Origin of the sequence: Sphingomonas sp. CFBP8993 (genome assembly GCF_034044895.1) — a bacterium.
Classification (GTDB): domain Bacteria; phylum Pseudomonadota; class Alphaproteobacteria; order Sphingomonadales; family Sphingomonadaceae; genus Sphingomonas.
In genome coordinates this window covers 371825-392325 of record NZ_JAXCWU010000003.1, presented here as the reverse complement: position 1 = coordinate 392325, position 20501 = coordinate 371825, and the positions used below count along the sequence as shown (strand labels likewise).

Annotated in this window: 26 protein-coding genes and 2 tRNA genes; 8 read left to right on the top strand and 20 right to left on the bottom strand. The window is 66.2% G+C overall.

What is annotated here, in order from left to right:
• Positions 1 to 13: 13 nt before the first annotated feature.
• The 15 genes from SOM26_RS08005 to gap form a co-directional block, all read right to left on the bottom strand.
• Positions 14 to 1249: an NADH-quinone oxidoreductase subunit D gene (locus SOM26_RS08005; RefSeq protein ID WP_320452186.1), complete on the bottom strand. Its 1236-nt coding sequence runs from the start codon at positions 1247 to 1249 to the stop codon at positions 14 to 16.
• The gene (locus tag SOM26_RS08000; RefSeq protein ID WP_320452185.1) at positions 1246 to 2001 is read right to left on the bottom strand and encodes an NADH-quinone oxidoreductase subunit C; all 756 of its coding nucleotides are present in this window, start codon (positions 1999 to 2001) and stop codon (positions 1246 to 1248) included. Before SOM26_RS08000 ends, SOM26_RS08005 begins: the two co-directional genes overlap by 4 nt.
• A complete protein-coding gene (locus SOM26_RS07995) occupies positions 1998 to 2582 on the bottom strand; it encodes a NuoB/complex I 20 kDa subunit family protein (RefSeq protein WP_373424634.1) in 585 nt (194 codons plus the stop codon). The genes SOM26_RS08000 and SOM26_RS07995 overlap by 4 nt, the downstream gene beginning before the upstream one ends.
• On the bottom strand, positions 2573 to 2947 hold the full coding sequence (gene ndhC, locus SOM26_RS07990) for an NADH-quinone oxidoreductase subunit A (RefSeq protein WP_294200152.1): 375 nt from the start codon (positions 2945 to 2947) through the stop codon (positions 2573 to 2575). Before ndhC ends, SOM26_RS07995 begins: the two co-directional genes overlap by 10 nt.
• 194 nt (positions 2948 to 3141) lie before the next feature.
• On the bottom strand, positions 3142 to 3954 hold the full coding sequence (locus tag SOM26_RS07985; protein WP_320452184.1) for an inositol monophosphatase family protein: 813 nt from the start codon (positions 3952 to 3954) through the stop codon (positions 3142 to 3144).
• Positions 3955 to 4085: 131 nt separating this feature from the next.
• A complete protein-coding gene (gene efp, locus SOM26_RS07980) occupies positions 4086 to 4649 on the bottom strand; it encodes an elongation factor P (RefSeq protein WP_267433648.1) in 564 nt (187 codons plus the stop codon).
• A 72-nt stretch (positions 4650 to 4721) separates the two neighbouring features.
• Positions 4722 to 5333, bottom strand: coding sequence for a M23 family metallopeptidase (locus SOM26_RS07975; RefSeq protein ID WP_320452183.1), 612 nt, complete (start codon positions 5331 to 5333; stop codon positions 4722 to 4724).
• Positions 5330 to 6358, bottom strand: a complete 1029-nt coding sequence (locus SOM26_RS07970; RefSeq protein ID WP_320452182.1) for a L,D-transpeptidase family protein — start codon at positions 6356 to 6358, stop codon at positions 5330 to 5332. Before SOM26_RS07970 ends, SOM26_RS07975 begins: the two co-directional genes overlap by 4 nt.
• Before the next feature lie 262 nt (positions 6359 to 6620).
• Positions 6621 to 7307 carry a thiamine phosphate synthase gene (gene thiE, locus SOM26_RS07965; RefSeq protein ID WP_320452181.1) on the bottom strand — a complete coding sequence of 229 codons (687 nt, stop codon included), beginning with the start codon at positions 7305 to 7307 and terminating at the stop codon, positions 6621 to 6623.
• Positions 7308 to 7409: 102 nt separating this feature from the next.
• Complete coding sequence (locus SOM26_RS07960; protein ID WP_320452180.1) at positions 7410 to 8318, bottom strand: class I fructose-bisphosphate aldolase; 909 nt, start codon at positions 8316 to 8318, stop codon at positions 7410 to 7412.
• Between the two features lie 38 nt (positions 8319 to 8356).
• Complete coding sequence (locus SOM26_RS07955; RefSeq protein WP_320452179.1) at positions 8357 to 8689, bottom strand: type II toxin-antitoxin system PemK/MazF family toxin; 333 nt, start codon at positions 8687 to 8689, stop codon at positions 8357 to 8359.
• A complete protein-coding gene (gene relB, locus SOM26_RS07950; protein ID WP_058733351.1) occupies positions 8686 to 8916 on the bottom strand; it encodes a type II toxin-antitoxin system RelB family antitoxin in 231 nt (76 codons plus the stop codon). Before relB ends, SOM26_RS07955 begins: the two co-directional genes overlap by 4 nt.
• Positions 8917 to 9059: 143 nt before the next feature.
• Positions 9060 to 10259, bottom strand: coding sequence for a phosphoglycerate kinase (locus SOM26_RS07945; RefSeq protein WP_320452178.1), 1200 nt, complete (start codon positions 10257 to 10259; stop codon positions 9060 to 9062).
• Positions 10256 to 10732: an MOSC domain-containing protein gene (locus SOM26_RS07940; RefSeq protein ID WP_320452177.1), complete on the bottom strand. Its 477-nt coding sequence runs from the start codon at positions 10730 to 10732 to the stop codon at positions 10256 to 10258. Before SOM26_RS07940 ends, SOM26_RS07945 begins: the two co-directional genes overlap by 4 nt.
• Complete coding sequence (gene gap, locus SOM26_RS07935; RefSeq protein WP_320452176.1) at positions 10732 to 11742, bottom strand: type I glyceraldehyde-3-phosphate dehydrogenase; 1011 nt, start codon at positions 11740 to 11742, stop codon at positions 10732 to 10734. Before gap ends, SOM26_RS07940 begins: the two co-directional genes overlap by 1 nt.
• Before the next feature lie 194 nt (positions 11743 to 11936).
• Between gap and SOM26_RS07930 the strand changes: the two genes are divergently transcribed.
• The 4 genes from SOM26_RS07930 to SOM26_RS07915 all read left to right on the top strand — a co-directional run bounded on the left by SOM26_RS07930 (position 11937) and on the right by SOM26_RS07915 (position 13386).
• A complete protein-coding gene (locus SOM26_RS07930) occupies positions 11937 to 12134 on the top strand; it encodes a hypothetical protein (RefSeq protein WP_320452175.1) in 198 nt (65 codons plus the stop codon).
• Complete coding sequence (locus tag SOM26_RS07925) at positions 12134 to 12451, top strand: cell division protein ZapA (protein WP_320452174.1); 318 nt, start codon at positions 12134 to 12136, stop codon at positions 12449 to 12451. Before SOM26_RS07930 ends, SOM26_RS07925 begins: the two co-directional genes overlap by 1 nt.
• A gap of 201 nt (positions 12452 to 12652) precedes the next feature.
• Complete coding sequence (locus tag SOM26_RS07920) at positions 12653 to 13186, top strand: 5-formyltetrahydrofolate cyclo-ligase (RefSeq protein ID WP_320452173.1); 534 nt, start codon at positions 12653 to 12655, stop codon at positions 13184 to 13186.
• Positions 13183 to 13386, top strand: a complete 204-nt coding sequence (locus SOM26_RS07915; RefSeq protein ID WP_320452172.1) for a DUF2842 domain-containing protein — start codon at positions 13183 to 13185, stop codon at positions 13384 to 13386. The genes SOM26_RS07920 and SOM26_RS07915 overlap by 4 nt, the downstream gene beginning before the upstream one ends.
• Positions 13387 to 13712: 326 nt before the next feature.
• Here the strand turns inward: SOM26_RS07915 and SOM26_RS07910 are convergent.
• From SOM26_RS07910 to SOM26_RS07895, 4 genes are all read right to left on the bottom strand, one after another.
• Positions 13713 to 13789 (bottom strand) — tRNA-Asp (locus tag SOM26_RS07910).
• A gap of 82 nt (positions 13790 to 13871) precedes the next feature.
• Positions 13872 to 13948: transfer RNA gene (locus SOM26_RS07905), tRNA-Asp, on the bottom strand.
• A 57-nt stretch (positions 13949 to 14005) separates the two neighbouring features.
• A complete protein-coding gene (locus tag SOM26_RS07900; protein ID WP_414712032.1) occupies positions 14006 to 15226 on the bottom strand; it encodes an AI-2E family transporter in 1221 nt (406 codons plus the stop codon).
• A gap of 102 nt (positions 15227 to 15328) precedes the next feature.
• Positions 15329 to 15505 (bottom strand): hypothetical protein, encoded by a 177-nt coding sequence (locus SOM26_RS07895; RefSeq protein ID WP_320452171.1) that lies wholly within the window; start codon positions 15503 to 15505, stop codon positions 15329 to 15331.
• Positions 15506 to 15628: 123 nt separating this feature from the next.
• Between SOM26_RS07895 and SOM26_RS07890 the strand changes: the two genes are divergently transcribed.
• Entirely contained in the window at positions 15629 to 16534 is a 906-nt protein-coding gene (locus tag SOM26_RS07890) for an acyl-CoA thioesterase (RefSeq protein WP_320452170.1), read from the top strand.
• Positions 16535 to 16549: 15 nt separating this feature from the next.
• Here the strand turns inward: SOM26_RS07890 and SOM26_RS07885 are convergent, their stop codons facing one another.
• Positions 16550 to 17605: a methyl-accepting chemotaxis protein gene (locus tag SOM26_RS07885; protein ID WP_320452169.1), complete on the bottom strand. Its 1056-nt coding sequence runs from the start codon at positions 17603 to 17605 to the stop codon at positions 16550 to 16552.
• Positions 17606 to 17843: 238 nt separating this feature from the next.
• On the opposite strand from SOM26_RS07885, the gene SOM26_RS07880 reads away from it, so the two are divergent.
• The 3 genes from SOM26_RS07880 to SOM26_RS07870 all read left to right on the top strand — a co-directional run bounded on the left by SOM26_RS07880 (position 17844) and on the right by SOM26_RS07870 (position 20482).
• Positions 17844 to 19085: a TetR/AcrR family transcriptional regulator gene (locus SOM26_RS07880; protein ID WP_320452168.1), complete on the top strand. Its 1242-nt coding sequence runs from the start codon at positions 17844 to 17846 to the stop codon at positions 19083 to 19085.
• Between the two features lie 119 nt (positions 19086 to 19204).
• Positions 19205 to 19684 (top strand): EF-hand domain-containing protein, encoded by a 480-nt coding sequence (locus SOM26_RS07875; protein WP_320452167.1) that lies wholly within the window; start codon positions 19205 to 19207, stop codon positions 19682 to 19684.
• A gap of 78 nt (positions 19685 to 19762) precedes the next feature.
• Positions 19763 to 20482: a response regulator gene (locus SOM26_RS07870; RefSeq protein WP_320452166.1), complete on the top strand. Its 720-nt coding sequence runs from the start codon at positions 19763 to 19765 to the stop codon at positions 20480 to 20482.
• The last annotated feature ends 19 nt before the right edge of the window (positions 20483 to 20501 follow it).

Below are 20501 nucleotides of genomic sequence, written 5' to 3'. Positions count from 1 at the left end.
GTATCGATCACGCTCAACGATCGCACTCCCCGAACACGATATCCATCGCGCCCAGGATCGCGGTCGTATCCGCCAGCATGTGGCCCTTGGACATGAATTCCATGGCCTGCAGATGGCTGAACGCGGTCGGGCGGATCTTGCAGCGATAGGGTTTGTTGGTCCCGTCGGAGACGAGATACACGCCGAACTCGCCCTTCGGGCTTTCGGTCGCGACATACACTTCGCCTGCGGGGACGTGATAGCCCTCGGTATAGAGCTTGAAGTGGTGGATCAGCGCTTCCATCGAGCGCTTCATCTCGGCGCGCTTGGGCGGCGTGACCTTGCGGTCGGTGGCCATCACCGGACCTTCGGGCATCTGCGCCAAGCACTGCTTCATGATGCGGGCCGACTGGCGCACTTCCTCGACGCGTACCATGAACCGGTCATAGCAGTCGCCGCTCGTGCCCACCGGCACGTCGAAGTCCACCTTGTCATAGGCGTCGTAGGGCTGCGACTTGCGCAGATCCCACGGAATGCCAGAGCCTCGGATCATCGGGCCCGAAAAGCCCCACTTGATCGCGTCCTCGCGGTTCACCACCGCGATATCGACGTTGCGCTGCTTAAAGATGCGGTTGTTCGCCACCAAGCTGATCGCGTCCTCGAACAGGCGCGGCAGACGGGTGTCGAGCCAATCGGCGATATCGGTCAGCAGCTTGAGCGGCACGTCCTGATGGACGCCGCCAACACGGAAGTAATTCGCGTGCATGCGCGCGCCCGAGGCCCGCTCATAGAAGTTCATGCAGTCTTCGCGAATTTCGAACAGCCACAGGTTCGGCGTCATCGCGCCGACGTCCATGACGTGGCTGCCGATGTTGAGCATGTGGTTCGAGATACGCGTCAGCTCGGCGAAGAACGTCCGCAGATACTGCGCGCGGATCGGCACTTCCAGGTCGAGCAGCTTCTCGACCGCCAGCACGAAGCTATGCTCCATGCACATCGGCGAGCAGTAATCGAGGCGATCGAAATAGGGCAGCGCCTGCGAATAGGTCTTGTATTCGATCAGCTTCTCGGTGCCACGGTGGAGCAGGCCGACATGCGGATCGACCCGCTCGACGATCTCGCCGTCCAGCTCCATGACGAGGCGAAGCACGCCGTGCGCCGCCGGATGCTGCGGGCCGAAGTTGATCGTATAGTTCTGGATCGACACGTCGCCCGTGGTCGGGTCAACGGCGTCCGTCTTGTGGAGCAGTTCGTCGACGTAGTCGCTCACTGATTCTGTCCTCCGCCCTTGCTCGGCACGACGTCCGGGTTCTTGGGCTTGTCCTCGGCCTTGTTGCCCGGATGCGGCTGGCCCGCGCCGGTCTGCTTGGGGGCCTCGGTGGTCTTGGCCTCCGCCGCCTGCGGCATCGTGCCCTTCTCGTCGCCCGGCAGCACGTAATCGGCACCTTCCCACGGGCTCTGGAAGTCGAAATTGCGGAAGTCCTGCGCCAGCTTCACCGGCTCATAGACGACGCGCTTCTCTTCTTCCGAATACCGCAGCTCGGTATAGCCGGTCAGCGGGAAGTCCTTGCGCAGCGGATGGCCGCGGAAGCCGTAATCGGTCAGGATACGACGCAGGTCGCTATTACCCGAGAACAGCACGCCGTACAGGTCATAGACCTCGCGCTCCAGCCAGCCCGCGACCGGCCACAGGCCCGTCACCGACGGCACCGGCTTGTCCTCGTCGGTCGAGACATGGACGTGCAGGCGATGGTTGCGGGTCAGCGACAGGAGGCAATAGACCACCTCGAAACGCTCGTCGCGTTCCGGATAGTCGACGCCTGCAATCTCCATGAGCTGCTGATATTCCAGCCCCTTGGTATCGCGCAGCGCGATCATGGCGGGCACGAGGTTCGCGCGGTCGACAACCAGCGCGACCTCGCCGACATGCTCGCGCGCGTCGAGCAGCCAGGGGCCGAGCGCGGCGCGCGCCGCGTCGATCACGCCGTCATTGGCGGCATAACGGGGAGCAGGCGCCCTCACCGTTCGATGCTCCCGGCGCGGCGGATCTTCCGCTGCAACTGCATGACGCCGTACAGCAGCGCCTCGGCGGTCGGCGGGCAACCGGGGACATAGATGTCCACGGGCACGATCCGGTCACAGCCGCGCACCACCGAATAGCTATAGTGATAATAGCCGCCGCCATTGGCGCAGCTGCCCATCGAGATGACGTATTTCGGGTTGGACATCTGGTCGTACACACGACGCAGCGCCGGGGCCATCTTGTTGCACAGCGTACCCGCCACGATCATCACGTCCGACTGGCGCGGCGATGCGCGCGGCGCGGCGCCGAAACGCTCCAGATCGTAACGCGGCATGTTCACGTGGATCATCTCCACGGCGCAGCACGCCAGACCGAACGTCATCCACCAGAGCGAGCCGGTGCGCGCCCACTGGAACAGTTCCTCGGTCGAGGTGACCAGGAAGCCCTTGTCGGTCAGTTCGCCGTTCAGCCCGTCGAAAAAGCCCTGATCGGGCTGAATGACGGCCTGGCCATCATGGGCGGGTCCGCCATGGGCCTGGGGCTTGAACTCAACCGGACCGGAGTGAAGATTTACTCCCAATCCAACGCTCCCTTCTTCCACGCATAGACGAGACCCAGCGCGAGCTCGCCGATGAAGATCATCATCGAAAACCAGGCGGTCCAGCCGAGGCTGAAGACGCTTACCGCCCAGGGGTACAGAAACGCCGCTTCCAGATCGAAGATGATGAACAGGATCGCGACGAGGTAGAAACGCACGTCGAACTGGCTGCGCGGGTCTTCGAACGCGGGGAAGCCGCATTCATATTCGGACAGCTTCTGCTCGTTGGGCTTATGGGCACCGGTCAGGCGCGCCACGAGCATCGGCAGAAACACGAAAGCCGTCGACAGTGCCAGGGCAACGCCCAGGAACAGGAGGATCGGCAGATATTGCGACAGATCGACCAAGTTTTCTCTCGCAGATGCGGAACTGGATGCGGATGGCTTTAGGCCGATGGATCGGCCGGAGCAAGCCAGCGGAGGCATGAGAATGAATCGCAAGTGAACGTCGCCACCCGCCGTCATCCTCGGTTTTTTACATGGTTATGCAGTGGGTTGAGCGCAAGAGGAATGGCCTCTCACGCTCAAATCCCACCAAATCCTTAACGCAGCGCGTTGGCCAGCAGCTTGTGCAGCTTGGAATGCAGGCCCTCGTTCGCTGCCAGATACTCGCCACGGTCCAGCGACTTGTCGCTGCCCCGGAAGTCGCTGACGAAACCGCCCGCTTCTCGCACCAGCAGCATGCCCGCCGCCGCGTCCCAGGGCTTCAGCCCCGACTCCCAGAAACCGTCGTAACGGCCCGCCGCGACCCAGGCGAGGTCGAGCGCGGCCGAGCCGAAGCGGCGGATGCCGGCGACCTGCGGTGCGATCGCACCGAAAATGCGGCTCCACTGGACGAAATCGCCATGCCCGAGGAACGGGATGCCGGTGGCGATCAGCGCCTCCGACAGGTCGCGACGCGACGACACGCGCAGGCGACCGTCCTGCAACCAGGCGCCCCGGCCCTTCTCGGCCCAGAAGCTCTCGTCGGTCAGCGGCTGATAGATCAGGCCGGTGGTGATTTCCCGCTTGCCGTTCGCCAGCGGCTCCTCGACCGCGATCGAGATGGCGAAGTGCGGGATGCCGTGCAGGAAGTTCGAGGTGCCGTCGAGCGGGTCGATGATGAAACGCGGCTTGGACGGATCGCCCGCAATCTCGCCGCCCTCCTCCATCAGGAAGCCCCAGTCGGGACGCGCCTTGCGCAGTTCCTCGAACAGCGTTTCCTCAGCGCGCTTGTCGGCCATCGACACGAAGTCGGCAGGCCCCTTGCGGCTGACCTGAAGGTGCTGGACCTCGTTGAAGTCGCGGCGGAGACGCGGGGCGGCCTTGCGCGCGGCGCGTTCCATGATGGTGAGAAGCCCGGAGTGCGAGGCCATGATCGTCCTTTCGATCGCGCCGCGGCAAGTCCCAGGGCGCTCCAAATTGAAAAGGCCCGCCGCGAACGACGGGCCGGGACGGCGGATGACGGGGTCGCGCTCAGGTCGCGCCGGTCATCCGCCGTGGGGCATCAGTCCGCGCGGCGGACGTAGGTCTGTTCGTACACGTCGACGACGATGCGCACGCCGCTGGCGATGTGCGGCGGCACCATCACGCGCACGCCATTGTCGAGGATGGCGGGCTTGTACGACGACGAAGCCGTCTGCCCCTTCACCACGGCGTCGGCCTCAACGATAGTGGCTTCGATCTGGTCGGGAAGCTGGACCGAGATCGGACGCTCCTCGTGCAGTTCCATCACGACATCCATGCCGTCCTGCAGGAACGCGGCGGCATCGCCCAGCAGGTCGCGCGGCAGCGTGATCTGCTCATAGGTTTCCTTGTCCATGAAGGTCAGGTCGTCGCCTTCGGCGAACAGGAACTGGAAGTCCTTGGTGTCCAGGCGGACGCGCTCGACCGTCTCGGCGGAGCGGAAGCGGACGTTCGTCTTGCGGCCGTCAATGAGGTTCTTCATCTCGACCTGCATATACGCACCGCCCTTGCCGGGCTGGGTGTGCTGAATCTTCACGGCGCGCCAGATGCCGCCTTCATACTCGATGATGTTGCCGGGACGAATGTCCACGCCGCTGATCTTCATGGGTCTTCAACCTGCTGGAAAGAGCGAAGGACACCGGTGCGAAACGCGGCCCGGCCTCCTGTGTCGGTCGCTTTAGCTCGAAGCGGTTTTTCCCGCAAGCAGCGGATAGGGATCGACCGCCTCGCCCTGCCACCAGCCGTCCCCGGCGCGCATCCAGTGGACCGCGAAGTGAAGATGCGTGTTGCCCGCCCCCGCATTGCCGCTGTCGCCGACGAACCCCACGACCTGCCCCTGCTCGACGCGCTGCCCCTCGGCCAGCCCCGGGGCATAGCCGCGAAGATGCGCATAATAGAGGGTCCAGCGGCGGTCGGGCGAACGGATATACAGCGTGTGCCCGCCCCGCCCGCTTTCGAACAGCTTTTCGACCGTGCCGCCGAACGCGGCGACGACCGGCGTGCCCGATGGCGCCACGATGTCCAGGCCCATGTGCCGCCGCGCGCCGCCGTCGCGCGCATCACCCCAGTCATGGTTCAGCCGCGCCACCGGAAAGCCCGCCACCGGCATGACGAGCGCGGCGGAGCGCCCCGCCACGCCGGAAGCCTTGGGAGCTGGCGCGTCGGGCACCATCACGCCGCCATTGCCGAACGATACCATCGACAGGAACCCGCCGACCACCACGACGATCGCGCCCAGCATGATCCAGCCGAAGCGCGAAAAAGGCCCCGTCCCCCGTGCGCGGCTCATTCCTGGAAGACCGCCTGGGTGCCCGGCTTGACCATCAGCGACAGGCGCGCGACGTCCCAATTGGTCAGGCGGATGCAGCCATGGCTTTCCGCCCGCCCGATCGTCTCGGGGTTCGGTGTACCGTGGATACCGTAATGCGGCTTGGACAAATCGATCCAGATCACCCCGACCGGGCCGTTCGGGCCGGGGGGCAGCATCGCCTTGCGGTCATTCTTGTCCGCATCCCAGAACAGCGCCGGGTTATAGTGGAATTGCGGGTTATAGTCGGCGCCATAGATCTTCCACGTGCCCAGCGGCAGCGGATCATATTGCGAGCCCATCGTCGCCTGGAACTGCGCGACCAGCTTGCCCTGCTTGTCGAGCACGCGCAGCACCGAGTCCGATTTGTCGACGACGATCTTCTCGCCCTTGGGCTGGCGCGCATCGACGTTCAGGCTGTTCAGTGTCGCCTTCCAGTCGGAGGGAAAGACGTCCGGATAGGCGCGCGAGGTCGGCAACGAATTGGGCACGACCAGGACCTGCCCGACCTTGATCTGCGTGCCCGCCGGATTGAGCGCGGCGATCACCGCCGGGGTGGTATGGAAGCGCTCGCCCAGCGCCTCCATGGCGTCGCGATAGCCCAGGCGCGGCAGCTTGGCCTGCTCGGGCGGATCCTTGGGCAAGGGGTTGGTATAGGGGCCGTCGACCGTCTTCTGGTCGATTACCGCGCGCACCGTCGGCCGCCAGCCGCGATAGGGATAGAGCGCCTTGAGCGTGGCGCTGTCGGGCTCCCCGGTGACGGGCAGGCCGCGCGCCTCCTGAAAGCCCTTCAGCGCAGCGGTCAGCGACATGCCGCGACGCCCGTCGATGACGCCCGGCGAGAAACCCAGATGGTCCAGGATGACCTGGACATGCATGACGCTGGGGTCGATCGCATCGGCCGCGATCGGCTTGACCTCCTGCGCCGGGGCGGGCGAGGGATGCGTCGCCACTGCCACCAGTGCCATTGCCGCTCCGCCGCCCATGGCGATCGCCAATTTCTTCATGCACCCGCTCCTTTGCCCGTTGGTATCACCATGGGTAACGCGAAGGGGAACGCTTGTTTCCAAAGTGGAACGGGTTGTGGGCCGATCGTCCTGAGGGTTACTGGCCAAACTTAATCCTCCCCTGCAAGGGGAGGTGGCAGGGCAAAGCCCTGACGGAGGGGTGTCGCCCTCTCGATAGCGGGACACCCCTCCACCAGCTTCGCTGGCCCCCCTCCCCTTGCAGGGGAGGGATACAGTCAATCTCGCCGCGTCGTTCGGAAGATTACTTCTTCAACACCTCGGCAAAGGCCTGCACCGCCGCAGCCTCGTCGCCGTTCCACACCGCGCCCGACACCGCGAGGAAATCGGCCCCCGCCTTTACCAGCGGCGCGGCGTTGGCGGGCGTGATGCCGCCGATCGCGACGCAGGGCAGCTCGAACAGCGTCGACCACCAGGACAGGACCACCGGCTCGGCACGGTGCTTCGTTTCCTTGGTCGTGGTCGGATAGAAGGCGCCGAACGCGACATAGTCCGCGCCCGTCTCACCGGCCTGCATCGCCAGATGGCGGCTGTCGTGGCAGGTCACGCCGATCTGAACCGTGGGGCCGAGCGCGTCGCGCGCCTCGCGGGCATCGCCATCGTCCTGCCCCAAATGCACGCCGTCCGCGCCCAGACGCTTGGCCAGGCTGATACTGTCGTTGACGATGAAGGCGACCTCGCGATCCGCGCAGATGCGCTGGAGCGGCTCGGCCAGCCGGGCGGCGGCGTGCTGGTCCATGTCCTTTACGCGGAACTGGAAGGCCGCAACGGGGCCGGCGTCGAGCGCGCGCGCCAGCCGGTCGGCAAAGCCGCCGGTCACGTCGAGCGGCGAGATCAGGTAAAGCTGGCAGGGGGGCCGCCGCATGTCGCGCACAAAGGCGTCGGCGAATTGCGGATCGAGGGGGCCCAAGGGATCGTCTTCAAGCGTCATCCCGCCTCCCTAGCGCCTGACGCGGCCCCCGTCACCTGTCGTGCACAGGACGGGAATGGGCGCCCCGGTTCCCCAACCGGAACGCCCAACCCTAGCAAGAACTTATTCTTCGTTCTTGTAGATCGCGATCAGCTTGTCGAGCATCGCCAGCGCCTCGTCGCGCGGGCGCTGGAAGGTGTTGCGGCCGATGATCGAGCCGTTGCCGCCACCGTCGCGAATGTCGCGCGCGTCCTGATAGACGGCGTCCGCCCCCTTGGCCGCGCCGCCCGAGAAGACGACGATGCGGCGGCCCGCAAAGCTGGACTGGACGACATGGGCGACGCGGTCGGACTGCTTCGACCAGTCCTTGCCCTCATAGGCCGACTTGGCTTCCGCCTGTTCGATATGGTCGCTGGGCAGCTTGACCTTGATGATGTGCGCGCCGAGCAGTGCGGCCATGTGCGCGGCATAGGCGCCGACGTCGAGCGCCAGTTCGCCGTCCTTGCTCAGCTTGCCGCCGCGCGGATAGCTCCAGATGACGGTGGCCAGACCCGCATCGCGCGCTTCGGCCGACAGGATCGCGATCTGGTCCATCGCGTCGAAGATGCCGTCCGAGCCCGGATAGATGGTGAAGCCGATCGCCGCGCAGCCCAGCCGTACCGCGTCCTGCACGCTGCCCGTCACCGCCTGAGTGATCGAGGTGCCCCAGCTGTTCGAGCTGTTGATCTTCAGGATGGTCGGGATCTGCCCCGCGAACGTGTCGGCCCCGGCCTCCAGCATGCCCAGCGGCGCGGCATAGGCCGACAGCCCGGCGTCGATCGCGAGCTGGAAATGGTAATGCGGGTCATAGGCGGGCGGATTGATCGCAAAGCTGCGCGCCGGGCCATGCTCGAACCCCTGGTCGACCGGCAGGATGATGACCTTGCCGGTGCCGCCCAGCTTGCCCTGCATCAGGATGCGGGCGAGGTTGGCCTTCACCGCGGCGGGCGTGCCTTCATATTTGTCGAGAATGGCCTTTACGGTCGGGGTCATCGGGTCTCTCCAGAAAGCTACGGGTCTTTGATAGGGGATCAGAGCATCAGCCAGCGGCGCAACGCCTGATCGACCTGCTCCATCCGGGTGGGCGAAGCATGGCCGATGACTTTGACGATATGATTGCGGGGAATGGACAGGATCTTGTCGACCTGCACCTCGCACTCGACGGTCAGGCCGGTATGCTCGCGCGGGGAGAAAGCGACGCGGAACAACGCCTCGCCGCCGACGACCGAGGTCATCGGGCAGACGGTGATCGTGTTGTGCGTCTCGTTATACAGGTCCGACTGGACGACCAGGAACGGGCGGTGGCCGCCCCCCTCGCCCTCGTTCGTCGTCGCCAACACGATGGCGGCATGGGCGATCGTCATGCGTCACCTTCCTTCGCCAGCGCGTTCCAGAAGGCGAAATCCTCCGGCGTGTCGCGTTTCGACGCGCGGGTCGATTGACGGCGCGCCTCACGGCGATAGGCCTCGTCATGCAGGTCGACATAGCGGCGGACCGCTTCGCGCGCGATATCGCTCTTGCTGCGCCCTTGCGTGCGCGCGACGGCCGCCAGCCGCTCTTCCAATTCCGTGTCGAGACGGACGCCGAGCATCGCCATTCCTTCGTTTAACGCGTTTAACCTAGCAAGATCGGCTCCACCGATCAAGCGAATGCCTCGCCCATTTCGCCGGGCCATGAAAAAACCCCGCCGCCAGACAGGCGACGGGGTGATTTTTCGGACGGCCCGCGGGTCCGTCAGGCGATCAGCGCGGCGACGCCGGGCAGGTCCTGCCCTTCCATCCATTCCAGGAACGCGCCGCCTGCGGTCGAGACGAAGGTGAACTGCGTGCCAACGCCCGCCTGGTTCAGCGCGGCGACGGTGTCGCCGCCGCCCGCCACTGACACCAGGCTGCCATCCTGGGTCAGCGCCGCCGCCGTCTTGGCAAGCGCGACGGTCGCCATGTCGAAGGGCGGCGTCTCGAACGCGCCGAGCGGGCCGTTCCACACCAGGGTGCGGCAGTTCTTGAGCACGTCGCCCAGTGCCTCCACGGCATTGGGGCCGAGGTCGAGGATCATCTCGTCTGCGGCGACTTCATGGACGTTGACGGTGCGGGTCTCGGGGTTCGGCTTGAATTCCCTGGCGACCACCACGTCATACGGCAGGTGGACGGTGCAGCCCGCCTTGTCCGCGGCGTCGAGGATCTCCTCGGCGGTGCCGGTCAGGTCATGCTCGCACAGCGACTTACCCACATCGACGCCGCGCGCGGCGAGGAAGGTGTTGGCCATGCCGCCACCGATGATCAGGTGATCGACCTTGCCGACCAGATGCTTCAGCACGGCGAGCTTGGTGGAAACCTTCGCGCCGCCGACCACGGCCGCAACCGGATGCTCGGGCTTGCCCAGCGCCTTTTCCAGCGCGTCGAGTTCGGCCTCCATCGCACGGCCCGCGAACGCCGGAAGCTGGCGCGCCAGCCCTTCGGTCGAGACATGCGCACGGTGCGCGGCCGAGAAGGCGTCGTTGACGTAGAAGTCGCCGAGCCTGGCGATCTGCGCCGCCAGTTCGGGATCGTTCTTTTCCTCGCCAGCATGGAAGCGGGTGTTTTCCAGGATCGCGATATCGCCGGGGTTCAGCGTGGCGACGGCCGCCTCCGCCGCCTCGCCCGCCACATCGTCGATAAAGCGGACCGGACGCCCCAGCACGTCGCTATAAGGCTGGGTCAGCATCGCCAGCGAGAATTCGGGGTTACGCTGCCCCTTGGGGCGGCCGAAATGGGCCAGGATCAGGACGATCGCGCCCTTGTCGGCCAGTTCGGTCACGGTCGCGATCGTCGCGCGCAGGCGAGTGTCGTCGGTCACGCGGCCATCGGCCATCGGCACGTTCAGATCCTCGCGGACCAGCACGCGCTTGCCCTGGACGTCGCCCATGTCGTCGAGCGTCTTGAAAGCCTTGGTCATGATTCCTCGATCCTGATTGTATCGCCGATGCGGATCGTGCCGCCCTCGATCACGCGGGTACATACGCCGCCGCGCCAGTCGGGTTTCAACGCGGCCTGCAAGCCGTCGGCAATCGCGTCCATGCGGTGGCACGGATCGCATTCGATGGTAATTTCCAGAAGCACGGGCCCGATACGAAGCCGGGTGCCCGACATTTGGGGGAGGTCGAAATCCTCGACCAGCAGGTTCGCGCGGCGCTCCTGCCAGGGGATGTCACGGCCGATCTCGGCCATGGCGGCGTCCCAGTCGGCACGCTCGATCAACGTCAGCTGACGCTTGCCACGCCCGCCGGGCTTGATCCGCCCGCGCGCATCGCCTTCCACTCCGCCGTCCGGGGTGACGATGGCGGTGTCGATCACCTCCATCGGCCCCTTCGCCACGGCGTGGCGGGCGATGCCGGCCAGACGCCCGGTCATCACCCGCCCGTCCGTCATCAGAGGAACTTCGCCATCGCGGTCGCGGTGTCGACCATGCGGTTCGAGAAGCCCCATTCATTGTCGTACCACGACACGACGCGCACCAGCTTGCCGTCGATCACCGCCGTCTCCAGGCTGTCGACGGTCGAGGACTGCGGCGAATGCATCAGGTCGATCGAAACCAGCGGCTCGTCGGTATAGACCAGCACGCCCTTCAGCGCCTCGCTCTCCGACGCCGCCTTCAGGATCGCGTTGACCTCTTCCTTGGTCGTGTCGCGCGCGGGCGTGAAGGTCAGGTCGACCAGGCTGACGTCCGGGGTCGGCACGCGGATCGCCGAGCCGTCCAGCTTGCCCTTCAGCTCGGGCAGAACCTCGCCCACCGCACGGGCGGCACCCGTGGTGGTCGGGATCATCGACATGGCGGCGGCGCGGGCGCGACGCAGGTCGGGGTGGATCTGGTCGAGGATCTTCTGGTCGTTGGTATAGGCGTGGACCGTGGTCATCAGGCCGCGCTCGATGCCGATGGCGTCGTTCAGCACCTTGGCGACCGGCGCCAGGCAGTTGGTGGTGCACGAAGCGTTCGACACGATGGTGTGGTCGGCGGTCAGCTTGTCATGGTTAACGCCGTACACGACGGTCAGGTCGACATTCTTGCCGGGGGCCGAGATCAGCACCTTCTTGGCGCCTGCCGCGATGTGCTTTTCGCACGATGCCTTGTCGGTGAAGAAGCCGGTGCACTCCAGGACCAGGTCGACGCCCAGTTCCTTGTGCGGCAGGTTCGCCGGATCACGCTCGGCGGTGACGCGGATGCGCTTGCCGTCGATCACGATGTCGTTGCCATCGGCGGCGACTTCGCCCGGATAACGGCCATGGATGCTGTCGCGGCTGAACAGCCAGGCGTTGGACTTAGCGTCGGCCAGATCGTTGATCGCGACCAGTTCGAGGGCATTGTCGCCACGCTCGAGGATGGCACGCGCGACCAGGCGGCCGATGCGGCCGAAGCCATTGATTGCAACCTTGACCGTCATGCCAGCAATCTCCTGTATGTCTCTGCCACGATGCCTGAGCGGCATCGCCCCGGGTAAGAAAATCACGAAAATCGCGATTCCGTCTCTAAGCGCCCACGCCTTTCGGAGCCGCGCGGGTGTCTGTCAACCGCTCGAGTGCGCCGGATCGCCCAATTCCGGGTTGCCGCATAAAACCAGCCTGCTAAGCCCCTTTCATGCCCGAACCTATTGCCGACGACGTCCTTTCCTCCGTCGACCGGATCGACCACGCCATCGCCCGCATCGAACGGGCGATGCGAACCCGCGCCGCCAAGGAAGACGCGCTTGCCCGCCGTCACGCCGCGCTGAAGGCGCGCATGTCCGAGGCCGTGACCGCGCTCGACGATGTCATCAGCCGGGGGAGCGCCGTCTGATGGCCGAAGTGACGATCCTGGTCGGCGACCGCCCGCACACCGTCTATTGCCAGGACGGCGGCGAAGCCCGCGTCCGGATGCTGGGCCAGATGCTCGACCAGCGCTGGTCGGCGGCATTGCGCGCCTCGGGCGGCCATAATGGCGAGCGCGCGCTGCTGTTCGTGGCGCTGATGCTGGCCGATGCGCTGGAGGAGGCCGAGCGGCGTCCGCCTGCCGGGGCCGCGGTCAGCGAGGCGGCGCTGGCCCGCATCGCCGAGCGCCTGGAGGCGCTGGCCGACGTGTTGGAGCCCGAAAGCCGCGGGGATGCTCTTGAGTAAACGCCCCCCCTCGCCTACATGGGTTGGCGGCGGGTTCTGCCCGGTACGAGCTACGATAATCCCTGAGGCTATTCTTCATCCAAGGGGGCTGTCCCTGCCCGGACCCTGGTCCGACGTACATGGTCCCCACCTGACGTATCGAGCGTCGGTGGATATTACGGCAAACGGCCACGGCGGTCCCGCCACCCGCCTTATCTCCACATGATCGACAAGCGCGCCCTGCGCGCGCGGATGCGCGCCGTTCGCGATGTCCATGGCCCCGGCCTGCTGCCAGTGGCGCGCCCCTTCCTCGATCGGCTGCTTCCCCATCAGGTCATCGCCGCCTATCGCCCGCTGGGTGCCGAGGCGGACCCGGCGCTCTGGGTCGAGGCGGCGCTTCATGCGGGGGCGACGATCGCCCTGCCCCATGTCACCGATCGCGCCAGCCCGATCCGCTTCCTCACCTGGGCGGACGGCACCGAGCTGAGCGTGGGCGCCTTCGGCCTGCACCAGCCCGCCGCCGACGCACCCGAATGCCGCCCCGACATCATCCTGACCCCGCTGGTCGGCTTCGACCGGCACGGAAATCGCCTGGGACAGGGTGCAGGGCATTACGACCGCTCCTTCGCGGCCAACCCCGACGCCTGGCGCGTCGGCATCGCCTGGGGCGTGCAGGAGGTCGAGGAGATGGCGCCCGACAGCTGGGACATGCCCCTCCACGCCATCGCCACCGAAACGGAATGGATCGTCCCATGACTCCCAGTTGGCGCAAACCCGCCGGAATGCTGCTGATCGTCGCGATCATCATCGTCTGGGCGATGCTCGTCGCCAGCCTGTCGGGCGTGGTCGGCCAGTGGCATTGGGTGTTGCAGCTGGCGTTCTACCTGGTGGCGGGAATCGTGTGGATCACGCCGATGAAGCCGTTGCTGCGCTGGATGGAAGGCGGGCGGGGTTAGGGTTTGATCCACCTGCCCTGAACTCTTGCCCTACCACCCCGGCGAAGGCCGGGGTCCAGTTGCGAAGGCTTCAGCGATGAAGCGCACTGGATCATCACAACCGTACCCCCGACTGGCCCCCGGCCTCCGCCTGGGTGGTGCTTCAGCTTGGCTGGATCAAACTTTAGGGGTTTCCCTTGGCCTTCGGCTCGCGGGCCGGACGGAAATAGGGAATTTGGGGAGGCGGGTTATCTGGGGAGCGATCGGCGGACACGCCGGTTTCGGCGAAGCGCGCTCCAACCACTGGAAACGACCAAGGCTGAAAACAAAAGCGCCATCCCGAAGGATGGCGCGAGTGACGGGGCTCGAACCCGCGACCTCCGGCGTGACAGGCCGGCGCTCTAACCAACTGAGCTACACCCGCTTGAAAGCCATGTAATGCCCACCGAAATCGGCATCGGCCCCTAAGGGTATTTCGATATTTTCAGCCATTCCCGGGAAGGGAGTGGCGCGAGTGACGGGGCTCGAACCCGCGACCTCCGGCGTGACAGGCCGGCGCTCTAACCAACTGAGCTACACCCGCTGAAAGCGTCGAGGCGCGCCAACTAGGCGAGGGCTCCGAAGCTGTCAACGCATCATTTCATTTTTCTTGCGGAACGTCCGGCGGATCGCTTTCGCGGTCGAGATGGGTGAGCGTTCCATGCTCGAACAGGAAGCCCGCGATATCGGGTTTTCCGGCGGCTTTCAGGACGGTCTGGAGGATGATCAGGAGCGGTACGGCCAGCAGCGCGCCCACCGTCCCCCACACCCATCCCCAGAAGCTGAGCGAGACCAGAATCATCACCGGGCTGATGGTCAGGCGGTGGCCGACGATCAACGGGGTGATCAGGTTCGCCTCGATCAGGTGCATGCCGTACATGATCGCGGGCGGGGCCAGCGCGATCCAGATGTCGCTGAACGTCATCAGGCCACCGATCGCCAGCAGCATCGCGCCGATCACCGGCCCGAAATAGGGAATGTAGTTCAACAGCGCGACGATACCGCCCCACATCAGCGGATAGGGCATCCCGAACAGCGACAGCGCGCCCGCCACCGCCCCGCCCAGCGCCAGGTTGATGATGGTGATGGTGCCCAGATAGGCCGAGACGTCGTCCACGACCTCCTGGATGACCCGTGCGGTCGCCATGGCACCGTCGAAGCTGGTCCGCCCGCGGATCGTCTCACGCCGCATCCGGGTCCAGCCCGACAGCACGAAGAACACGACGAGCACACCGAACAGGAACTGGACGATCAGTGTCGGGGCCGAGGTCGCGGCCAGCTCCAGGATCGAGCTGGGCGGCGAGACGGCGGCGGTCTGCGGCTGGCGGATCGGCGTCGAGGCGACCTGGCGCAGCGCCTTGTTCACATAACGCTCGAGGTTGGAATACAGGTCGAGCAGGGGCGCCAGATTGTCCTGGATACGCCCGATCCGGCTGGGCAACAGGCGGAAGAAGTCGGTGGCAGGCACGATGATCGCGGCCAGCGCGATATTGGCGACGATCAGGAACAGCAGGACGCACATCAGCGCGGCGAGCGGCGACGGCACGCGCCGCCGCTCCAGCCATTCCAGCACGGGTACGAGCGCGATGGCGATGACGAGCGCGGTCGTCAGCGGCAGGAAAAACTCCGCCCCCTCCTTCAGGGCAAAGGGCAACGCCAGGATGAAGCCCGCCCCCGCCGTCAGCGTCAGCCCGGCCAGCAGGCGGTCGCGGCGCATCGCGATCCGCACCGCATCGGCCGGTTTCATGCCGACAGGCATCCCCAGGACCGAATCGCCCTCTGTCCGGATCTTTTCGACCGGATCGTCATGCACATCACTCATGTCCGGCACGTTAGCGGCTTTCCACCCGCAGGAAAGCCGCTAACGCCGGGCGGGGATGACGTTTATGTCATGAAGCGCCGATCGGACGCCGTGCGCGGTGCCTTACCAGGCGCGCGGGATGCCGCCGGTCCGCTCGGCGACGGCATTTTCGATCGACTGAAGCTGGGTCCGGCTCGACACGCCCGCATCCATCAGGTGCCGCATCAACTCGTCGGTCAGCGCCGCCAGGAAATGCAGCTCGGCCCGCTCGGAGGCACCATCTTCGTTCAACGGGTCCATCGCCTACTCCCATACGCCATGATCGACGCGGCATGTGTAGCGAGGCTCCAAATGCCGCGAAAGTATCTTTCGCGGCCATGCCGCCCATTGACGTTTACGTCAGCGGCAACCATCACCCCTGGCATGACCGATCCGACGCCCTCCCCTATGCTCCCTACGCCCGACGCGCTGGCGCAGGGCCTGATCGCGCTGCTCGATGTCGAGGAGATCGACACCGACCTCTATCGCGGCGCACGCCGTCCCGGCGGCGAGGGTCGCGTATTCGGTGGGCAGGTCATCGCCCAGGCGCTCCAGGCGGCACAGCGCTCGACCGACGGGCCACGCACGGCGCATTCCCTGCACGCCTATTTCATGCGGCCGGGCGACGAGCGCTATCCGATCATCTACCGCGTCGAGCGCGATTTCGAGGGGCGCAGCTTCGCCACCCGCCGGGTGATCGCGATGCAGAAGGGCAAGCCGATCCTGAACCTCGCCTGCTCGTTCCAGACCCCCGAGGACGGCCTGCACCATCAGGATGCGATGCCCGCCGTGCCCATGCCGGACGCGCTGACGCCCGAGCGCGAACTGCTGGCGCGGCTGGGCGACCAGGTGCCCGCGCCGATGCGCGCCTTTCTGCAACGGCCCCGCCCCATAGAGCTTCGCCCGGTCGATCCGCGCCAGATGCTTAGCCCCGAACCGCGCGAGCCCTTCCAGGCGATCTGGTTCCGGCTCGTCGCCCCGATCGGTGACGATCCCGCGCTCCACCGTGCGATCCTGGCCTATGCCAGCGATTTCGCGCTGCTCGGCACCTCCACCCTGCCGCACGGGGTAAGCTGGCTGATCCACGACATGCAGACGGCCAGCCTCGACCATGCACTGTGGCTGCACGAGCCGTTCCGGGCGGACGAATGGCTGCTCTACACGACCGACAGCCCCTGGGCGGGCCATGCGCGCGGCTTCAACCGGGGCCGGATCTTTTCGGCGGACGGGCGGCTCGTCGCCAGCGTCGCGCAGGAAGGGCTGATCCGGCTGCGCACACCGATCGCCTGACGCGTCCGTGCCGGTTCAGCGTTGCAGCATCTCCCGCACCGACCGGGTCGCGGAACGCGTATCCTCGGCCAGCTTGCGAACCTCGGCGGCGACGACACCGAAGCCGCGCCCTGCGGGTCCGGCGCGCGCCGCCTCGATACTGGCGTTGATCGCCAGCATGTTGGTCTGGCCCGCAATCCCTGCGATCCGGTCGACCATCGCCTCCATGTCGCGAAGCATCGTCTCCAGCGCGGCCTGACGCTCCTCGGCCATCAGGCGGAAGCGCTCGGCCGTCTCCAGCCGCATGGCCGCCTCATTCTCCAGCTGGACCTGATCGCTGACATCACGGGCGAATTTGACTACCTTGTAGGGCACGCCGTCGGCGTCCAGGATCGGCGTGTAGGTCGCGTGCAGCCAGATCGACGAACCGTCCGCCCGCCGCCGCTCGAACCGTCCGGAAATGTACCGCCCCGCCGCCAGATCCGACCATAGCCGCGCATAGGCGGGCGAACGGACATAGTCGTCCAGACAGAAAAGCCGGTGATGCACGCCGATCGTGACCCGGCGGCTATGCCCCATCAGCGACAGGAACATGTCGTTGGCCGCCAGCACATAGCCCTGAAGATCGAACTCCACGACCGCCTGCGACCGATCGATCGCCGCCAGCTTGCCATAGGCCTCGGCATCGCGGCGATGCCGCTCGGTCACGTCGGCGCCGGTCATCAGGACCTGCGTGACCGCGCCCCCCTCGTCGAGGATCGGCGCATAGCCCCCCTCGACCCACACCGCATGCCCCTGCCGATCGACGTGGCGATAGGTCCCCTGCTGACACTCCCCCCGCAGCAAGGCCTGCCAGAACAGGTCATAATCGCGCGACAGGGTGATATCGGCCGGGCAGAGCTGGCGATGCACCACCCCCGTCATATCCGAAGCGGCATCATCGAACGTCCGGCGGAAATTGGCGTTTGCCCACAGGATCGCTCCGCCGACATCAAGGACCGCCATGAGCTGGGCAGAGTCGATCGCCCGGAAAACCGGATCGTTTCTCTGCCGGATCTGGTCAGGACAGAACGGGGCTTCGGCGGCGATCATGCCCCATGATTGCCCACAATGGCCTAAACGATCGTTAAGTATGTGTTATACATACTGTTGCATGCTGGAAGCCGCCGCCCGCCTGGCGAACCGTACCGGCTTTTGGACACCCGCGACCATTCGCCGCTTTTTCAAGGCCGGGATCGCGAAATGTGCGGTGACCCACAATACTTTTTCTTTTAAAGCGCGATTCCGAGGGTGCGAGCGCGCCGGGCGAATGATCGAGGGAATGACCAAAATGACGGCGACGCCCGTCGGTGAAGGACAGAATACCGCGCGTTTTCGTCAGAAGCGCGACGCCATCCTGGCGGCGGCCGCCCAGGCGATCAACGAACAATCGGCAAAGGGCATGACCTTTGCCGATGTCGCGCGGCGGGTGGGGCTGAACACCACCAGCGTCACCTATTATTTCCGCCGCAAGGAAGAACTGGCGGCGGCGGCGTTCGAACATACGCTGGACCGGCTGTTGGAGATGCTGGCCGAAGCCGCCGAGGCCCCGACGCCGCAGGAGCGGGTCGCCCGGTATCTGTCGATCAACATGGCACGGCTCGCCCGGATCGAGCGTGGCGAGGAAACCCCGTTCGCCGTCCTGTCCGACCTGCGCGCCATGGAAGAGCCGATCCGCGGCCAGCTGATGGCGGGATGGCAGAAGGTGTTTCGCGCGACTCGCAGCCTGTGGGGCCCCGCCCCCACCCGCGCGCATACCGACCTGTACGGCGCGCGGGCGCACGTCCTGCTCGAAAACACCTTCTGGCTACCCATCTGGCTGGTCCGGTACGAGCCCGACCAATATGAGCGGGTCGGGGAACGGCTGCTCGACGTACTGACCCATGGCGTCGCCGCACCGGGTGCCACCTGGTCGCCGATGATGCTCGACCTGGCGGCACGGGATGCCGACAGCAGCGAGCCGGGACGCGAGGCGTTCCTGCTGGCGGCGACCCGGCTGATCAACCAGCTCGGCTATCGCGGCGCCAGCGTCACCCGCATCGCCTCCGAACTGAACGTGACCAAGGGCAGCTTCTACCACCATCTCGACGCCAAGGACGACCTCGTCGCCGCCTGTTACGGCCGCAGCTTCGATACGATCACCGCCGCGCAGCAACTGGCCGATGCCGCCGGGGGCAGCCACTGGCACCGCCTGTCGAGCGCCATCGCCACGCTGCTCGATATCCAGTTCGCCGAGCGTGGGCCGCTGCTGCGCACAAGTGCGCTGTCCAGCCTGTCGGGTGAGGTTCGCGCGCAGATGGTCGAGCGGTCGAACCGGATCGCCCGGCGCTATGCGGGCACGATCATGGACGGCGTGGCGGAAGGGTCGGTACGCGCGGTCGACGCGCTGATCGCGGCGCAGGCGCTGATGGCGCTCCAGAACGCCGCGTTCGACATGCGCAAATGGGCCGCGACGATGGAGCGGCCCCAGGCGATCGCACTCTACGCCTCCACCGTTCTTTACGGCATGTTCGACGACCGATTTCTGGGCTGACCACACAATTTGCGACAAATCCGGCGGTGCCGCGACATGTTCGGGCGACAGGCGGGCGGCAGAAGGGGGATCGTTCGGAAAGGGATCGTCCCGCTTCCGGGAAAGAGGATGCCCACCCCATGCGAAAGACCCTGATCGGCCTTTCCCTGTTCACGATGCTGTCCGCCACCGCCGCCGAAGCGCAGACGGCCGCCCCGCCGCCGCCTGCGCGCATGGGCGGCGGCCTGATGGGTGTGCAGCCCGATGCCAGCGGCAACATCACCCGCGCTGCCGCTATCGCCACGGCCGACCAGCGTTTCGCGACGATGGACGCCAATCATGACGGCACCATCTCGCCCGAGGAGATGCAGGCCTATCGCGCACAGCGTCGCGCCGAATGGCAGCGCCGCCAGGGCGATACGGAGCGCGCCGCCCGCCCCGCCCGCCCCGCGCCGCAGCCGGTGACCGCAGAAGCCTATCGTGCCCGTGCGCTGGCGATGTTCGACCGGCTCGACACCAATCGTGATGGCAAGGTCGATGCCGCCGAACGTGCCGCAGCCCCGCGTTTCGGCCGCCGCCCCATAGCCCCCACCTCTCAGCCGGCCACGCAGGGCGACTGAGCCGTCAGGCGGGGCGACCGATCCTCCCACCGGTCGTCCCGCTTGCGACGTCCGCGCGCCATGCTAGACCCTTCCCCCATGTCCGATACGCCGCATCTGCTGCTCGTCGACGACGAGCGTTCGATCCGTGAGCCGCTGGCCGTCTATCTGACCAAACAGGGCTTTCGCGTGACGCAAGCCGGCGACGCCGCTTCGGCACGCACCCGGCTGGCCGCCTATGCGATCGACCTCGTCATCCTGGACATCATGATGCCGGGCGAGGACGGACTGTCGCTGTGCCGCCATATCGCGGCGACCAGCGAGGTGCCCGTCATCCTGCTGACCGCGCGGGCCGAGGAAACCGATCGGATCGTCGGGCTGGAAATGGGTGCCGACGATTATGTCGTGAAACCCTTTTCCCCACGCGAGCTTGCCACCCGCGCCAAGGTGGTGCTGCGCCGGACGCAAGCTGGCGGCACGCGCCATCACGCGCCCGATAGCGGCTCCTACGCCTTTGCGGGGTGGGTGCTGAAATCGGGCGAGCGGTCGCTTGTCGATCGCGAGGGCGTGTCGGTGATGCTGTCGACCGGCGAGTACAACCTCCTCCTCGCGCTGGTCAGCCGTCCGCGCCAAGTGCTGACCCGCGACCAGTTGCTCGACCTGACGCAGGGGCGCGAGGCCGCCGCCTTCGACCGGGCAATCGACAACCAAGTCAGCCGCTTGCGCCGCAAGATCGAGGCGGACCCCAAATCGCCCGAGATCATCAAGACCGTCTGGGGCGGCGGCTATACGCTGGCTGCCGAAGTCACGCGCCTGTGAAGCTGCGTTTCTGGCCACA

Excerpts from the sequence above, each read along its gene's own strand:
- SOM26_RS07870 (WP_320452166.1), top strand. The coding sequence starts at position 19,763 with ATGTCCGATACGCCGCATCTGCTGCTCGTCGACGACGAGCGTTCGATC.
- SOM26_RS07875 (WP_320452167.1), top strand. The coding sequence starts at position 19,205 with ATGCGAAAGACCCTGATCGGCCTTTCCCTGTTCACGATGCTGTCCGCC.
- SOM26_RS07940 (WP_320452177.1), bottom strand. The coding sequence starts at position 10,732 with ATGACGGACGGGCGGGTGATGACCGGGCGTCTGGCCGGCATCGCCCGC.
- relB (WP_058733351.1), bottom strand. The coding sequence starts at position 8,916 with ATGCTCGGCGTCCGTCTCGACACGGAATTGGAAGAGCGGCTGGCGGCC.
- SOM26_RS07970 (WP_320452182.1), bottom strand. The coding sequence starts at position 6,358 with ATGAAGAAATTGGCGATCGCCATGGGCGGCGGAGCGGCAATGGCACTG.
- SOM26_RS07880 (WP_320452168.1), top strand. The coding sequence starts at position 17,844 with ATGACGGCGACGCCCGTCGGTGAAGGACAGAATACCGCGCGTTTTCGT.
- SOM26_RS07985 (WP_320452184.1), bottom strand. The coding sequence starts at position 3,954 with ATGGCCTCGCACTCCGGGCTTCTCACCATCATGGAACGCGCCGCGCGC.
- SOM26_RS07955 (WP_320452179.1), bottom strand. The coding sequence starts at position 8,689 with ATGACGATCGCCCATGCCGCCATCGTGTTGGCGACGACGAACGAGGGC.
- SOM26_RS07960 (WP_320452180.1), bottom strand. The coding sequence starts at position 8,318 with ATGACCCCGACCGTAAAGGCCATTCTCGACAAATATGAAGGCACGCCC.
- SOM26_RS07920 (WP_320452173.1), top strand. The coding sequence starts at position 12,653 with ATGATCGACAAGCGCGCCCTGCGCGCGCGGATGCGCGCCGTTCGCGAT.
- SOM26_RS07915 (WP_320452172.1), top strand. The coding sequence starts at position 13,183 with ATGACTCCCAGTTGGCGCAAACCCGCCGGAATGCTGCTGATCGTCGCG.
- SOM26_RS07925 (WP_320452174.1), top strand. The coding sequence starts at position 12,134 with ATGGCCGAAGTGACGATCCTGGTCGGCGACCGCCCGCACACCGTCTAT.
- SOM26_RS07975 (WP_320452183.1), bottom strand. The coding sequence starts at position 5,333 with ATGAGCCGCGCACGGGGGACGGGGCCTTTTTCGCGCTTCGGCTGGATC.
- SOM26_RS07945 (WP_320452178.1), bottom strand. The coding sequence starts at position 10,259 with ATGACCAAGGCTTTCAAGACGCTCGACGACATGGGCGACGTCCAGGGC.
- SOM26_RS07885 (WP_320452169.1), bottom strand. The coding sequence starts at position 17,605 with ATGATCGCCGCCGAAGCCCCGTTCTGTCCTGACCAGATCCGGCAGAGA.
- SOM26_RS07890 (WP_320452170.1), top strand. The coding sequence starts at position 15,629 with ATGACCGATCCGACGCCCTCCCCTATGCTCCCTACGCCCGACGCGCTG.
- SOM26_RS07900 (WP_414712032.1), bottom strand. The coding sequence starts at position 15,226 with ATGAGTGATGTGCATGACGATCCGGTCGAAAAGATCCGGACAGAGGGC.
- gap (WP_320452176.1), bottom strand. The coding sequence starts at position 11,742 with ATGACGGTCAAGGTTGCAATCAATGGCTTCGGCCGCATCGGCCGCCTG.
- SOM26_RS07895 (WP_320452171.1), bottom strand. The coding sequence starts at position 15,505 with ATGGACCCGTTGAACGAAGATGGTGCCTCCGAGCGGGCCGAGCTGCAT.
- SOM26_RS07930 (WP_320452175.1), top strand. The coding sequence starts at position 11,937 with ATGCCCGAACCTATTGCCGACGACGTCCTTTCCTCCGTCGACCGGATC.
- thiE (WP_320452181.1), bottom strand. The coding sequence starts at position 7,307 with ATGACGCTTGAAGACGATCCCTTGGGCCCCCTCGATCCGCAATTCGCC.
- efp (WP_267433648.1), bottom strand. The coding sequence starts at position 4,649 with ATGAAGATCAGCGGCGTGGACATTCGTCCCGGCAACATCATCGAGTAT.